Source organism: Winogradskyella sp. (assembly GCF_013213835.1).
In the GTDB taxonomy this organism is placed as follows: Bacteria; Bacteroidota; Bacteroidia; order Flavobacteriales; family Flavobacteriaceae; genus Winogradskyella.
Genome location: NZ_JABSSU010000003.1, coordinates 366,488 through 381,334, shown reverse-complemented (window position 1 = coordinate 381,334; position 14,847 = coordinate 366,488). Strand labels below are relative to the sequence as shown.

Here is a 14,847-nt window from a genome sequence, read left to right as displayed (position 1 = left end):
GTTATAAATTAGTTATAGTTGATGACTAAAATCATCTTCATTCCAAAGTTTTGTCCACTCTAAAACCATATCCTCATCATTTTCATCCTTAACATCTAGTATGTTCTGAATGTCTTGTATTGTTTGGTTTGTTTCTTTGACTGAATCAGATACAGTATAAATTCTATAAAGTACTTGTCTTTCTGTACCTACCATTTCTGGCGCTACAGTATCACCTTCTTTAAATCTTTCTACTACAAAGATTACATTTTTATGATTTTTAATAGCGTCAAGCCCTTTTATAGATTCAATTTTACCTTCTTTTAATAGTACCCAAATAGAACACGCTTTTTTGCCTCCTAACATGTAATCATTTTGTTCTGAAAAGTTATCTTCTCCAAATTTACCAGTTAAAGCAAAATTGATTAACATTTTACGGTGGTCAAAGCCGTTGATATCAGCAAGAGCGATATGTGGTGCTTCACCTTGTAACCTAAACCCTGGGTCATAACTATAAAATTCTCCATTCTCAACAAAAAATTGAACATTAAGCACACCACTTTGAACTTTAGTGCCTTTAAAAAGCTCAGAAAGTTTTGGGTGTACTTTTTCAACAAATGCTTCGGTATACTTTGAAGGATATAGCGTGGCAAGCCCAATAGGGCTAGAGTTTCCTTGAAGTCTTGTTAACGTTCTATCATATATTGCAGATAAATACGGAATACCATCTTTAAATGTGTAGTAAGCAGCCATATCATCGCAATTAACATCCATGTATTTTTCTACTAAAACAATACCTTTTTTAGAGTATTTAAGAACATGCTTAACAGTTTCTATATAATCAGCTTCTTCTCTACATATTTTCATACCAACGCCACCGCCACTATCAACAGGTTTTACCATTAAAGGTAAATCTACATTGTCTGGTTTTCTTATTGCTTCACCTCTTTTTATATAGATTCCAGGAATATCTTGAACGCCGTATTTTTCACAATAGCGTTTGTAACCGTCTTTGCTACAAAAAGCTTCAATAGCACCATCTGTAGCATAGCAAGGAAGACCAAGTCTTTCGCAAATTTCTTTATATGGTTTTACTAATATATCGGCAACTCCAACTAATACTGCATCAACATTATTTTCTTTAGCAACATTAACGATTCCTTCGATATCAAAACCATCGATATCAAAAGTTTCGGTAGCAAATTTTTTAGCTGGTGCATTAGGATTTGGGTCTATAACAATAGTATGAAGTCCCATGCTGTTTGCTATTTCTACTAAAACGCCAGTTTCAGGATTACCACCAAGGATTATTATTTTTTTAGACATGTGTTTATGTTGTTTTATTTTGTTAAATAATTTATTTTTTTACTGCAATATCTGCTTGAAAAAGAAAATTCTCATCGAAACCCAAGTCTTTGAATAGCTGATTTATTTTTGAGTCGTTGATTTCTATTTTTTCTATTTTATCTTTTGAAATTCCAAAAAGTTCGAGCTCTTTTTCTATCATTCTATGAGTTGAAGGATTGATGGTAGCTATAATTAGATTATCGATATCATCATTGTTAATTGCGCTAATTGGCTCGACCATGGTATTCCCTATTTTTAAATCATGATAATCGATATCAACCCAATTCATTATGTTGAAGTAATTGGTTTTTAAATTCGTCGAAACCACATGTTGACCAAAAGAACCAGAACTGTATACTGCAATTTTAGAACCTTTTTTTATGTTTTTAAAAGGATTGAAAACTTTCGAACCATTATCTAGATTAATTAATCCACCAGACCTCACTAATAATTGAGAATACAAATAAAAGTCGATTTGCTTTTTAAGAGCAACTTTGTCAATAGCTACCTCTAAGTGTCTGTATAAATGATTCATTAAAAGACCAAGTCTGTAATATTCCATCGCAGGATTTTCAATAGATTTTACTATTGAATCGTGTCTCTGTCTGTAGTAATACAGTGGAATTTTACTTATTACTAAGCTTTTAGAGAGTGCTAAGTATGAGTATGTTATGGCAGCATCTTCTCCCATTACAATATCATTATGAACATTAAAAAGTACTTTTTCTAGTAGGTCTTTTTTATATAGTTTATTCCAGACATATGTAGACATGCCATGTTCACAAAATTCTCCATTAAAGATAGCTTTTGTAATGATAGAAGACTTAATTTCTTCTTCATTGTAAACACCTGGATTATTTGGTTTTATAGTTTCAATCTTACCATCAAATTCTCTAAAATGTCCGGTAACTGTAAGATCTGCATCATTCTCTTTAGCTAGTTTATATAAAATACTTAAAAAATGAGGATCTACCCAATCATCACCATCAACCCAAGCAATATATTCGCCAGACGCCGCTTCTAAACCAGCTTTTCTAGCAGAAAGCAAACCACCATTGGCCTTATGAACTGCTTTTACTCTAGAATCTTGTTTTGCGTAACTATCACATATTTGTGGGCAACTGTCTGGACTTCCGTCATTGACTAAAATCAGTTCAAAATCTTTAAAAGATTGCCCTAACAAGCTGTCTACGCATTGTGGTAAATAGTTTTCAATTCTATAAATAGGAACAATGACACTAATTTTTGGTGTGTTCATAAATTCTAAAACTTGTTTAATTCAACATAAAATAATCCACTTCCATTATTTTCTGTTACATCTTCTTCTTTAGCTGTTGTAATGTATAAGTTTGAATTGTTATCAAAACAACAAGAGGTCACATTTTTATATGGTAGTTTTATTTCATTTAGTTTTTCTCCTGTATTAGGATTCCATTGAGATACGCAGTAGCCATTCCATTCTGCAATCCATAGCATTCCATCTTTATCTATGGTCATACCATCTGGATTTCCTTCGTTTGTAAATTTAATCACATAAGAATCGAAGTTTACATCACCAGTTTCAATATCATAATGATACTTGGCCACTTTTTGAGTTGGAGTATCTATAAAGAATAAAGATTTTTGGTCGGCAGCAAAAGCTAAGCCATTAGAAATAGTAGTGTTTTCAATAATTACTTTAGATATTCCATTAGAGTAGGAGTAAACCTTGCCTATATTACCTATTACCTCAGGATATCCCATAGTGCCAATGATGTATCTGCCTTTGGGATCTACTATGCCATCATTATATCTCACATTAGGTGCTATATCAATTTGAAAGGCAAACTCAGCTTTAAGCGTATTGAAATCTATATTGTAAAAGCCATTTTTTGAAGCAACTAATACTTTTTTAAAGTCTATTACATATATGTTGCTTGAAGGCGAATCTAATTTAATACTAAGTATTTCCTTTGTTTCTGGATTATAACAAAATGTCAATCCATCAAGAATAGAAACAAAATACAAAAGTTTGTGTTTTGAGTCGAAAATAGGTCCTTCAAATAATTCAGCAGTTTCAGAAAAATGAACGAGTGTAGGTTTCATGAATTTCAAACTATATATATTCTCCGCCTGTTACTCTCATTATAGAACCTGTGGTCATTGCAGAGTCATCTGAAATAAAATGCATTACTGCCGGTACAGGATCATATGGACTTAGCATGCGCCCCATTGGTATAATTCCACTAGCTTCATTTTTTAAATCTTCTTCGCTTATACCTTCACTAGCTCGTAAAGCCAACTCACCTTCTGTATGCGTCCATCCCATAACTAAGTAATTAGATCTAACTCCATATTTGGCATAATGATGCGCAATATGGTTAGATAAAGTATAAAGCGTACTTTTAGTCAAAGCATATGGTGTTCTATCCTCTTGACCATAATCCATATGTGCAGAACCAAAGAATATGATGGAACCTGTTTTGTTTTCCATCATGTTTTTAATAACATGTTTGGTTAAAAAGTAAGGTGCTTTAAGATTTACATTAAATATTTGGTCATAAACCTCTTCTTCAGTATCAATTAAAGACGCCACAGGAGTCACTCCAGCATATAATACTAAAGCGTCAATTTTTTTGAATTTTTTGATGGTTTCATTGTAATAGCTTTCAATACCATCAATTGAGTTTAAATCAATTTTATGAAAATACAGTTTATCCTCTGCATTAAGGGACTTGATGATTTCATTACCAAGTTTTTGATCTCTTCCGCAAAATGCGACATTATAACCTTTATTGAGGCAAGATTTAAGTATTTCTTTGCCGACTCCTTTAGAGCCACCTAAAATCATTACTGTTTTCATAGATTATTTAGCGGTTAATGGTTGATTTGTTACTCCAAAACTAGCCATTATTTCTGAATAAAAACGAATTATCCATGAATTGATTTAATATTCGATTAAGTCATGAATTTATCGAATCAGATTTATTATAAATTAGATACTAATCTTTTGAATTGTAATCAATTAATTTTTAAAAGTGTAGATGTTATTGAACTATCATTCTTGTTAATTATGTAAAGATTTGAATTGTTAGTTTCATCAATCTGAGAATACTTATCCTCTTCAATAATTTTATTGGCTAGAGTAGGAGTTGTATTACTATGTCCTACAATTAACACAGTTTTTCCTTTAGTTTTTTCCATGAAAGTGTCTATATCCATATTTCTGGGATCGTAATAGATAATTTCCAAATCATTTGCTTTGGCGGTTGGAAGCGCAGTTTCTATGGTTCTATGATAATTTGTTGAATATATCATATCGAATTCAACATCTTCAAAAACATTAAGCCAGTTTTCAGCTCTTTTTTGGCCAATGTCTGTTAGGTGTGGATTTCTATTTTGTTTATCTGATTTATCTTTTTCTGCATGTCTAATCAAATAATATGTGGTAACCTTTTGTTCTTCTTGGTATTTATCTTGATAAGGACCTTCCCAAATGACTTCTTCAATCATCCATTTATCATTGTCTTTGGATAATAAAACATAATCAATTCCCCAAGCTGCAGTGACCTTTGCAGATGCAATGTGATTACTAATTTCTAGGACCTTAACACTACGCATTTTGCTTTCAGTACGTGTTCGTCCATTGTCTTTAATTGATTGGGCAAGTTTTAAGGCATTGTCATAACTTAGATGTTGATAGTATTTATATTTGCCTGTTTCTTTATCTTTTAAATAACCGAATTTGTATAGTCTTGGTTTAAGAGCCGCTTTTAGCTTGGTTGTGTCTCCTTGATAAAAGCCGTCAATATAGTTGTTTAAGGTGGCTTCAATTAGCTCTTTGTCCGAACGCTCTTGACCGCATAAAAAGAAAGAAAAGAAGAAAGATAAAGTTATTAATAGAGGTTTCATACTGTGAGTGTTAGATTAATACTCTCAAAAATAGCCTAGAAAATCTCTTTTCTATTTAAAAGCATGTTAAATATAATTAAGCCAACTCTAATGCTATTTCAATCATACTTTTAAAGGTGGTTTCTCTTTCTTTACTAGTAGTGCGTTCTCCAGTAACTAAAGAATCAGAAATTGTTAAAATGGCTAATGCTTTTGCATTATGTTTAGCAGCTACAGTATATAAACCGGCAGCCTCCATTTCTACACAAAGTACACCAAATTTAGACCATTTTTTATAGGATTCTATATTGTCCTCGTAGAATTCATCAGAAGATAAAACATTACCAGCCTTAATTGGTATGTTTTTAGTCTTGGCAATGTCTACAGCCTTTATGAATAATTCAAAATCGGCTGTTGGTGAATAGTCAGCACCTCCAAAACGAAGTTCGTTAACACCAGAATTTGAAGATGCCGCCATTGCTAAAACAACGTCTCTTATTTTAACATCTTTTTGATAAGATCCTGCGCTTCCAACTCTAATAAGATTTTTAACACCGAAATCTTTTATTAATTCATTGGCATAAATAGACATGCTAGGTATTCCCATCCCAGAGCCCATTGTAGAAATGCGTTTACCATTATAAGTTCCGGTATAACCATACATACCTCTAACTTCGTTAAAGCAAACTTGGTTTTCAAAAAAGGTTTCGGCTATCCATTTTGCTCTTAGTGGATCACCTGGTAATAAAATAGTTTCTGCAATGTCGCCTTTTTGCGCTCCGATATGTACACTCATGCGGTAAATTTACACAAAGTAATCTAAACTAATAGGCTGAATGCGAAGTAAGATTTGACATCATGGCAACACCTGAAGATGCGCCAATTCTATGCACGCCAACTTCTATGTATTTAAGTGCCGTTTCTGCATCTCTAATGCCACCAGAAGCTTTTATTTTAAGAACATTCTTTACGCTTTTCTTCATGATTTTTACAGCGGTCAGCGTAGCACCACTCTTAGAGAATCCAGTAGAGGTTTTTACAAAATCCGCCTTTGCATCAATACATATTTCACAGGCTTTGACAATTTCATTTTTTGAAAGCTCACTTATTTCAATAATTACTTTTAGAGGTACATCACCTATCGCAGTTTTCACAGCAGAAATGTCTTTTAAAACTGCCAAGTAATTTTTACTTTTTAAGCGACCAATATTCATCACCATATCTATTTCGGTAGCGCCATGTTCTATAGCGTTTTTTGCTTCGAAAGCTTTGGCTTCAGAAGACATTGCGCCTAGCGGAAAACCGACAACAGTACAAATATTTACATTTGATTTATCTAATGCTTGTTTTGCTATTGGAACATAACAACTGTTTACACAAATTGAATAGAACTCGTGTTCTAGAGCTTCTTTGCACAGTTGTAAAATATCTCCTTCAGTTGCTGATGGGCTTAATAATGTATGGTCTATATATTTATTCAATTCCATTGTTGAATATTATTTTTAAGTAAATTGTTTGATATTGTAATTCCTGTCTAATCCGAGGGAATACAAATAGATTTTCGATCTATTTAAATGGAGATAATTAATTGGTCCGACTAAAGTAGTAATTAATCCGTTAAAACGTGAATTTAATCGATGAAATAACATGTATTTCATCGAAAAGTTTCTGTTAGATAATATAACCTGTTGAAAATCAGTAAAGGGTTATGAATAAACATTAGTCTGTTCTATTGAATTTTAATAGTATTATATACTACTCGGTTATTGGTTTTACAGTATAGCCTTGCGCCTTTAAAAGTTCAATAACACCATATTTGCCAGGTAAATGACCAGCGCCAACACCAAAGAATGTGGCTTTTTCCTTGGCTATTGATTCAATTTTAGGTATCCAGTTTTTGTTTCTATTTTCTAATAATTTATCAGCATGTTTAGAGCTTACTTCATAACTTTCATCCTTCATGATTTCATTAAGCTTATTTAAATCTTCATCTGCATAAGCTTCTAGCATACTCTCAAAAAATGCTTTGTCGTATTCGAGATTATCAGTTGCGCCTCTGATGATGTCTTTTAATTGATCTTCGTAAGGAATATCGTCAAAAACTTGAATTTGTTCCGCTACAGTTTCAAGACCTAAAACCTCTTCTTCTTGTTCCTTTGTTATTTTTATAAGTTCGGTCTCAAAAGATTCCAAAGGACAATCAAGCATTATTTGATAAAACATGGCATTTATAAAAAAGGGTTTCATGTTGTTTAACATTTTTAGTGGCATACCCAATTTTTCTGTTGTAAACTTATCCAAGGTTTTATAGTCTTCTTCAGAAAGAAAATCGCTCAATGTTTCCCCATCTTCAAGCATCATTAATTTCATTGCTTCTGCTTGCATGTTGATGTCATCCATGTCTAGTTCTAAAACAAGTTGTTCTGTATTGTCTAATGCTTTAAGAATTTTGCTGCTCAATGTGGCGTCGCAAGTAATATGAATTGTTCCGTATAAATAGGATGATTCTTCTAAACCATTTCCCGAAATTTCCCAAAGTAAGGTATCTTCTAAATCTTGTGCGTTGAGATTAAATATGCTAAGTAGTATAGTGGTAAATACGAGTGCAATGCTTTTCATATAAATAAAATTCTTTACTGTTGGTATTAATGATATTAGAATTGTTACAAAAAAGTAATGAAAAAAGGAAAGCAACACAATAATGTAAATCTACGCGTCGATTTTTTCTGTGCTGCTTTCTCAACCAATCATAATATAGACTATTGAAAAGTCATTTTGTTACAGGAAAATGATTAAAGAGAATAAAAGTAATAAGTACTGATAATTATCAGTTTTTTCATCATTTCTTGACAATATTTTTGCATCAAACATTTAAACGAAAAATTATGAGAAAATTATTTTTAGCAATTATCGCAATGACTTTTATAACAGTTGGTGTTAATGCACAGGACTCTGATAATAATGGATTAGAAGGTGCTTGGTGGGCTTTAGGTCAATTAGAATATACTGATACTGAAGCAACCGACACACAGTCTTTTACAATATTACCTGTTGCTGGTGTATTTATTAGCCCAACGGTAACTATTGGTGCAGGTGTTGGTTACACAAGTACAACTGTTGGTAGTGCTGATGCGGTAGATGCAATTATTCTTCAACCATTAGCAAGAAAGTATTGGTCTATTACTGATAACTTCTTTTTCTTTGGTCAAGCGGACGTCCCTGTTTTACTTTTTGAAGAGGCTACAGGTTACGGATTTAATTTAAGACCTGGAATTGATTACTTCGTAACTCCTAAGGTAACTTTAGAGGCAACTTTTGGTCAGTTTGGTTACAACGCTGTTAAGCCAAAAGAAGGTGATGCTACTGGTACAACTTCATTCGGATTTAACTCTATGAATATAAACTTCGGGATTAAGATTATCTTGTAAGAATCTAACTAAATAAATAACTAGTAATCAAATCAGCGCTTATCTACTTAATTGAGATAAGCGCTGATTCTTCTTCAACTAACTAACCAACTAATTTTTAAAATTCTTCACTCACTAAATCACCTTGATTTCTAAACACCAATTCGTCATCAAAGGCATCTAGTAAAATAATGCTATCTGTTGTGACTTTGCCAGCAAGTATTTCTTTACTTAAAGCATTCAATACTTCTTTTTGAATCACACGCTTTACAGGTCTTGCACCATACTCTGGATTAAATCCTCTATCTGCTAAATATGTGATTGCTTCTGGTGTAGCGTCAAAAGTAATGCCTTGTTGTGCAATCATTTTTGTAACAGACTTTAGCTGTAAGCCAACGATGTCTGTAATGTTTTCTTTTGTTAAAGGCGTAAACATTATAGTATCATCAATTCTGTTTAAGAATTCTGGTCTTACGGATTGTTTTAAAATCCCTAAAACTTCCACTTTAGCTGCTTCCATAGCGGTGTCTATATCTTTAACAGCTTCAAATTTTTCTTGAATAATATGACTTCCCATGTTAGACGTCATAATAATAATGGTATTCTTAAAATCTGCGACTCTTCCTTTATTATCTGTTAATCTGCCTTCATCTAGAACCTGTAGTAATATGTTAAACGTATCTGGATGTGCTTTTTCAATTTCATCTAATAATACTACCGAATATGGTTTACGTCTCACAGCTTCGGTAAGTTGTCCGCCTTCATCATAGCCAACATATCCTGGAGGTGCACCAACCAATCTACTAACAGCATGACGTTCTTGATATTCGCTCATGTCAATACGTGTCATGGCATTTTCATCATCAAATAGGTATTCTTCTAATGCTTTTGCTAATTCGGTTTTACCAACACCAGTTGTTCCTAAGAAAAGGAATGTACCTATTGGCTTTTGCGGATTTTGAAGTCCAGCTCTAGAACGTCTAACAGCATCACTTACAGCAACAATGGCTTCTTCTTGTCCAACCACACGTTTGTGTAATTCTTGCTCAAGTCTTAATAGTTTTTCGCGTTCACTCTGAATCATCTTAGTTACAGGAATACCTGTCCATTTAGCAACAACTTCGGCAATGTCTTCATAAGTAACCTCTTCTTTAATCAGAGAATTATCTTGTTGCTTTGCTAAAACAGCTTGTTGTGCTTCTAGAGCTTCAGTAGCTTCCTTTATTTTGCCATAACGTAGTTCAGCTACTTTGCCATAATCGCCTTCGCGTTCTGCTTTTTCAGCTTCAAGTTTATAATTCTCAATATCTTGTTTTGTATTTTGGATATTTTCAACTACTTCTTTTTCCGATTTCCATTTAGCATTAAGCTCATTTCGTTCTTCTTTTAGATTTGCCAAATCAGAACGTAAAGACTTTAGTTTTGCTTCATCCTTTTCACGCTTAATCGCTTCAATTTCAATTTCAAGCTGCATTACTTTTCTATCTAAAACATCTAATTCTTCAGGTTTAGAATTGATTTCCATGCGCAGTTTTGAAGCCGCTTCATCCATAAGGTCAATGGCCTTATCTGGTAAAAATCTGTTGGTAATATATCTGTTTGAAAGTTCTACAGCACCAATAATAGCTTCATCTTTAATACGAACTTTATGGTGTGTTTCGTACTTTTCTTTAATTCCTCTAAGGATTGAAATGGCACTTTCTGTGTCCGGTTCATCAACCATTACTTTCTGAAAACGACGCTCTAAAGCTTTATCTTTTTCAAAATACTTTTGGTATTCATCTAATGTGGTAGCGCCAATAGCTCTAAGTTCACCTCTTGCTAGTGCAGGTTTTAAAATGTTAGCAGCATCCATTGCTCCTTGTCCACCACCAGCACCAACTAAAGTGTGAATCTCGTCTATAAATAAAACAATATCACTTTCACTTGTAGTTACTTCTTTTATTACAGCTTTGAGACGTTCTTCAAACTCACCTTTAAATTTTGCACCAGCAATTAAAGCACCCATATCTAAAGCGAAAATCTGTTTGTCTTTAAGGTTTTCTGGAATATCGCCATCAATAATACGATGTGCTAGACCTTCTGCAATAGCCGTTTTACCTGTTCCAGGTTCACCAACCAATATTGGATTGTTCTTTGTGCGTCTCGATAAGATTTGAAGAATACGTCTTATCTCTTCATCACGACCAATTACTGGGTCTAATTTACCATCTCTAGCAAGTTGATTTAAGTTTTTAGCGTATTTATTCAAAGAATTATAAGTGTCTTCTTGGCTTTGAGATGTTACTCTATCGCCTTTTCGTAGTTCTTCTATTGCAGCTTGTAAACCTTTTTCGGTAACACTTTGGTCCTTTAATATTTGTGCAATTTTACTTTTTGATTTAAAGATTGCTAAGACTAAATGCTCTATAGAAACAAAATCATCTTTCATGTTTTTAGCGATGATTGAGGCTTCATTTAAAGATTTACCAGCTTCTCTAGATAGCATAATATCTGTACCAGATACCTTTGCAATACTGCTGAGTTCCTTATCTAATATTTGTTCTAGTAGTGAAACGTTAACATTCAATTTTTTTAAAATAAATGGAATGACGTTTTCATCAACCGTCATCATAGCTTTAAAGAGATGCTCGTTCTCTATTTGCTGATGACCAAAGCCTTGAGCGAGCTGTTGTGCTTGCTGTATCGCTTCTTGTGACTTTATTGTGAAATTATTGAAATTCATTTATGTAATTTTTATGTTTGGTTGATGTTGTTCAATTTTCTTACCAATTAAAAAAGAAGGACATTTTGACTGATTTTGGGTAATTTGTAATGACTTTTTGTCTGTATTTGAGTGTTTTGCATCATTTGTATGGCTTATGTCGTGGTTTTAGCTTTTTTAGTTTTTGCTGATTATATGTATCTTGAAAAAAAAATGAAATATGAAGAATTGTTTACTATTCGCAGCTGTACTATTTTCTTTTGTTACGCATGCACAAGTACCTTTTGATGACTTTGAAGGTAACGGTAATATAACGTCGTGGTTTGGTGATGATTGTGGAATAAATACGAGTCTGTCAAATCCCCATATAAATGCTGAAAACACATCAGCTACTGTTTTAGAATACAATGATATTGGTGGGCAATATGCAAATGTGCGTTTTGATGCCGCTTCAAATTTCGATTTGACTCAGAATAACGCCTTCAGCATTAAAATATATGTACCTTCAAGTGGAATTACTGGTAATCAGAACAATCAAGTGTCTTTAAAATTACAGGACGGAACATTACCACAACCTTGGACAACACAAACTGAAATTATTAAACCTTTAGTCCTAGACCAATGGCAAGACATTGTTTTTGATTTTGAAAATGACGCTTATCTCAATTTAGATGCTGGCTCACCTGTTCCGATTCAAAGAACAGATTTAAATCGTGTTTTAATTCAAGTAAATGGTGAAAATAATAATGATCTTGTAGTGGCCTACATAGACGATGTTACACATTTTTATAATAACCCATATCCAAATGATCCTGTGTACGATAATTTGGTGTGGTCTGATGAGTTTGATGTTGATGGCGCTTTAGATAATACCAAATGGCATCATCAGTTTTTATTGCCAAATGGCAATAGTTGGTATAATGGAGAAATACAACATTACACAAGTCGCATAGATAATTCTTATGTCAGCAACGGCATTATGTATTTAGTTGCCAAAGAAGAAACTTATACATCACAAGGTGTGACAAAAGATTATACATCAGCACGATTGAATTCTAAGTTTGCATTTACATATGGTAGAGTAGAGATAAGGGCAAAATTACCATTTGGCGTTGGGACATGGCCTGCAATGTGGATGCTTGGACAAAATATTATTGAAACAGGTGCGTATTGGACCACACAAGGTTTTGGAACCACAAATTGGCCAGCTTGTGGTGAAATTGATATTATGGAACATTGGGGACATAATCAAAACTATGTACAAAGCGCTATGCATACGCCATCTAGTTTTGGTGCTACAGTAAATCATGGTGGACAAACCATACCGACGGTTTCAACAGAATTTCATATTTATACGGTAGATTGGTTTCCAGACAGAATGGTGTTTAAAGTTGATGGTGTTACGCATTATGTGTACGAACCAGATGTGCAAAATTTAGATACTTGGCCTTTTATTGCAAATCAATATATACTTTTGAATACAGCTATTTTACCTTCTATAGTTGGTACTGGCTTTACTGAAAGTGCCATGGAAGTGGATTATGTGAGAGTGTATCAAGAAAGTACCATGTCCGTTGATGAATTTGATGCAAACAACATGATAAGTTTGTATCCTAATCCTGTAAAGGATGCTTTATCAATTCAAACATTAAGTCCAATAAAGAAACTTCAAATAGTAGATTTAAAAGGCCGACTAATTAAGGAAAAAGATTTCTCTACCAATCTCAATAATCAATTACATTATGACATCACTTTTTTAAACGAAGGCTTGTATGTTGTTGAAGTCACTTTTGAAAATGGCACAACGGCAACTCAAAAATTTATTAAAGAATAATATTGTAAGTTCTATAATTTAAGACCGACAACAAGCGCATGGGTTTATTTAATAAAATGTTTGGTTCTACAGAACCTAAAGAAGAAAAGGTATTACCGTGGATTGCACTTAATTCAATTGAGCAGCTCAATGCTATAGAAGACAAATCTAAAACCAAAACACAGCTCATCTTTAAACATTCTACACGTTGTGGTATTAGTCGAATGGTGATGAATCAATTTGTATCACAATATGACTTAGATACAAATGCAGATTTATACTATCTTGATTTGTTGAGCTACAGAGATGTTTCGAATGAAACAGGTTATAAGTTTCAAGTATTGCATGAATCGCCGCAATTATTGGTGATTAAAAATGGAATTGCGGTTGCTTATGCGTCTCATGGTGCCATAAATGATTTAGACTTGAGTAAATATTGAGTGTAAATTAATACTTCATAAATAGGAAAATCTACTAGATTATGTTGTATCAGTTTAGTTTTTAATGAATTATGATTTGTGGGTCAATGTTTTTTTGTTAAATTGAGAGTCTTAACTAAAAACAACCAAGACATGACTCAACTAAAACGTTTTGGAGTATTATTACTTAGTACTCTGGTCTTCATCGCATGTAGTGAAGAAGATAATTCTAATAATCAGACCGATGAAGCACTTTATACTATAGTCAATAATGGTCTTGGCGCTGTAGATGGTGAAACTGATTCTGATGACAATGAAGCTCTAGGAATTGCACAGGCCGTACCTTCCGTTCAAAATGCAACATATCCTAAATCTATGCCTATTATATTATTTTTTAATGATAAGTTAGATACTTCAACAATAGAAAGTAATTTTGAAGTTACAGAAAATGGAGAAATGAAAGGCGGAACAATTACTATTAACGAAGCAGCAAATGGTTATGCAATTTTAACCTTCATACCAAAAAATGGTTTTGAGCCAAATGCGTCAATAGAACTTACTTTAAAAAGTGGATTTAGCGACGATGGTGGAAACAGTTTTGATGCGGGTGAAGATTATATAGTAGCATTTTCTACAGATAATACACCAACAGGCAATTTTGATAACAATGGGAGCTTTGAAAATGGATCGGATGGAGTTATTTTCCTAGGTGATGGAAATATTATGCAAGGAACACAAGGTTGTGTTTCTGCTACTGAGGGTAATGATTTTGCAGCAATTACTTCTGGTGATAGTTTGGTGTCCTCAGAAAATGCAATCGGTGATGCCTCAAGTATGATGATTTTAGGTCCAATTACATCTGATGTTACTAATGTGTCGTTTGATTACAACTTTTTATCAGCTGAGTTTCAGGAATGGGTATATAGTGAGTTTGATGATTCCGTTTTACTAACTATTGTGGGCGATGCTGGGGTGTATTCACAATTTTTAACAAGTGTAAATACTGTTGGTACGACTAACACACAATGTGATGGTTTTGCCGGAATGCCTGATGATGGTGATCCATATTCAGGTGAAACAGGTTGGATAAATCAATCAATAGACGTTGGTGATGTCGGTAGTTCCGCATTTATAATTTTTACCGTTACCGATGTTACGGATCATATTTTTTCTTCGGCATTAACTATAGATAATGTGATATATAATTAAATGATTAAAAAGAGAGATTACTACAAAACCTTTTGAATTTTCAAGAGGTTTTTTTCTTCATACAAAATAGGGATGTATAATTTAGAAACATTCTTATTT

At 33.2% G+C, this 14,847-nt stretch carries 13 protein-coding genes; 4 read left to right on the top strand and 9 right to left on the bottom strand.

Annotation, left to right across the window (positions count from 1 at the left end; translation table 11 throughout):
• Positions 1-12 precede the first annotated feature (12 nt).
• From HRU50_RS04590 to HRU50_RS04555, 8 genes are all read right to left on the bottom strand, one after another.
• Entirely contained in the window at positions 13-1,305 is a 1,293-nt protein-coding gene (locus HRU50_RS04590; RefSeq protein WP_296348635.1) for a carbamoyl-phosphate-synthetase, read from the bottom strand.
• 31 nt (positions 1,306-1,336) lie between these two features.
• The gene (locus tag HRU50_RS04585; protein WP_296348633.1) at positions 1,337-2,584 is read right to left on the bottom strand and encodes a glycosyltransferase family 2 protein; all 1,248 of its coding nucleotides are present in this window, start codon (positions 2,582-2,584) and stop codon (positions 1,337-1,339) included.
• A gap of 5 nt (positions 2,585-2,589) precedes the next feature.
• The gene (locus tag HRU50_RS04580) at positions 2,590-3,411 is read right to left on the bottom strand and encodes an SMP-30/gluconolactonase/LRE family protein (RefSeq protein WP_296348631.1); all 822 of its coding nucleotides are present in this window, start codon (positions 3,409-3,411) and stop codon (positions 2,590-2,592) included.
• A gap of 10 nt (positions 3,412-3,421) precedes the next feature.
• Positions 3,422-4,168, bottom strand: coding sequence for an SDR family oxidoreductase (locus HRU50_RS04575; RefSeq protein WP_296348629.1), 747 nt, complete (start codon positions 4,166-4,168; stop codon positions 3,422-3,424).
• 158 nt (positions 4,169-4,326) lie between these two features.
• The gene (locus HRU50_RS04570) at positions 4,327-5,217 is read right to left on the bottom strand and encodes a nuclear transport factor 2 family protein (RefSeq protein ID WP_296348627.1); all 891 of its coding nucleotides are present in this window, start codon (positions 5,215-5,217) and stop codon (positions 4,327-4,329) included.
• A 76-nt stretch (positions 5,218-5,293) separates the two neighbouring features.
• Positions 5,294-5,992 carry a purine-nucleoside phosphorylase gene (deoD, locus tag HRU50_RS04565; RefSeq protein WP_296348625.1) on the bottom strand — a complete coding sequence of 233 codons (699 nt, stop codon included), beginning with the start codon at positions 5,990-5,992 and terminating at the stop codon, positions 5,294-5,296.
• A 28-nt stretch (positions 5,993-6,020) separates the two neighbouring features.
• Positions 6,021-6,683, bottom strand: a complete 663-nt coding sequence (gene deoC / locus HRU50_RS04560) for a deoxyribose-phosphate aldolase (protein WP_296348623.1) — start codon at positions 6,681-6,683, stop codon at positions 6,021-6,023.
• A gap of 268 nt (positions 6,684-6,951) precedes the next feature.
• Complete coding sequence (locus HRU50_RS04555) at positions 6,952-7,815, bottom strand: TraB/GumN family protein (protein ID WP_296348621.1); 864 nt, start codon at positions 7,813-7,815, stop codon at positions 6,952-6,954.
• 266 nt (positions 7,816-8,081) lie between these two features.
• On the opposite strand from HRU50_RS04555, the gene HRU50_RS04550 reads away from it, so the two are divergent.
• Entirely contained in the window at positions 8,082-8,624 is a 543-nt protein-coding gene (locus tag HRU50_RS04550; protein ID WP_296348619.1) for a hypothetical protein, read from the top strand.
• Between the two features lie 97 nt (positions 8,625-8,721).
• Here the strand turns inward: HRU50_RS04550 and clpB are convergent, their stop codons facing one another.
• Complete coding sequence (gene clpB / locus HRU50_RS04545) at positions 8,722-11,328, bottom strand: ATP-dependent chaperone ClpB (RefSeq protein WP_296348617.1); 2,607 nt, start codon at positions 11,326-11,328, stop codon at positions 8,722-8,724.
• A gap of 199 nt (positions 11,329-11,527) precedes the next feature.
• On the opposite strand from clpB, the gene HRU50_RS04540 reads away from it, so the two are divergent.
• From HRU50_RS04540 to HRU50_RS04530, 3 genes are all read left to right on the top strand, one after another.
• The gene (locus HRU50_RS04540) at positions 11,528-13,141 is read left to right on the top strand and encodes a family 16 glycosylhydrolase (protein WP_296348615.1); all 1,614 of its coding nucleotides are present in this window, start codon (positions 11,528-11,530) and stop codon (positions 13,139-13,141) included.
• A gap of 38 nt (positions 13,142-13,179) precedes the next feature.
• Positions 13,180-13,560 carry a bacillithiol system redox-active protein YtxJ gene (gene ytxJ, locus HRU50_RS04535; protein ID WP_296348613.1) on the top strand — a complete coding sequence of 127 codons (381 nt, stop codon included), beginning with the start codon at positions 13,180-13,182 and terminating at the stop codon, positions 13,558-13,560.
• 132 nt (positions 13,561-13,692) lie between these two features.
• Positions 13,693-14,748: an Ig-like domain-containing protein gene (locus HRU50_RS04530; RefSeq protein WP_296348611.1), complete on the top strand. Its 1,056-nt coding sequence runs from the start codon at positions 13,693-13,695 to the stop codon at positions 14,746-14,748.
• The last annotated feature ends 99 nt before the right edge of the window (positions 14,749-14,847 follow it).

Excerpts from the sequence above, each read along its gene's own strand:
- deoD (WP_296348625.1), bottom strand. The coding sequence starts at position 5,992 with ATGAGTGTACATATCGGAGCGCAAAAAGGCGACATTGCAGAAACTATT.
- HRU50_RS04550 (WP_296348619.1), top strand. The coding sequence starts at position 8,082 with ATGAGAAAATTATTTTTAGCAATTATCGCAATGACTTTTATAACAGTT.
- HRU50_RS04590 (WP_296348635.1), bottom strand. The coding sequence starts at position 1,305 with ATGTCTAAAAAAATAATAATCCTTGGTGGTAATCCTGAAACTGGCGTT.
- deoC (WP_296348623.1), bottom strand. The coding sequence starts at position 6,683 with ATGGAATTGAATAAATATATAGACCATACATTATTAAGCCCATCAGCA.
- clpB (WP_296348617.1), bottom strand. The coding sequence starts at position 11,328 with ATGAATTTCAATAATTTCACAATAAAGTCACAAGAAGCGATACAGCAA.
- HRU50_RS04555 (WP_296348621.1), bottom strand. The coding sequence starts at position 7,815 with ATGAAAAGCATTGCACTCGTATTTACCACTATACTACTTAGCATATTT.
- HRU50_RS04575 (WP_296348629.1), bottom strand. The coding sequence starts at position 4,168 with ATGAAAACAGTAATGATTTTAGGTGGCTCTAAAGGAGTCGGCAAAGAA.
- HRU50_RS04530 (WP_296348611.1), top strand. The coding sequence starts at position 13,693 with ATGACTCAACTAAAACGTTTTGGAGTATTATTACTTAGTACTCTGGTC.
- HRU50_RS04580 (WP_296348631.1), bottom strand. The coding sequence starts at position 3,411 with ATGAAACCTACACTCGTTCATTTTTCTGAAACTGCTGAATTATTTGAA.
- HRU50_RS04540 (WP_296348615.1), top strand. The coding sequence starts at position 11,528 with ATGAAGAATTGTTTACTATTCGCAGCTGTACTATTTTCTTTTGTTACG.
- HRU50_RS04585 (WP_296348633.1), bottom strand. The coding sequence starts at position 2,584 with ATGAACACACCAAAAATTAGTGTCATTGTTCCTATTTATAGAATTGAA.
- HRU50_RS04570 (WP_296348627.1), bottom strand. The coding sequence starts at position 5,217 with ATGAAACCTCTATTAATAACTTTATCTTTCTTCTTTTCTTTCTTTTTA.
- ytxJ (WP_296348613.1), top strand. The coding sequence starts at position 13,180 with ATGGGTTTATTTAATAAAATGTTTGGTTCTACAGAACCTAAAGAAGAA.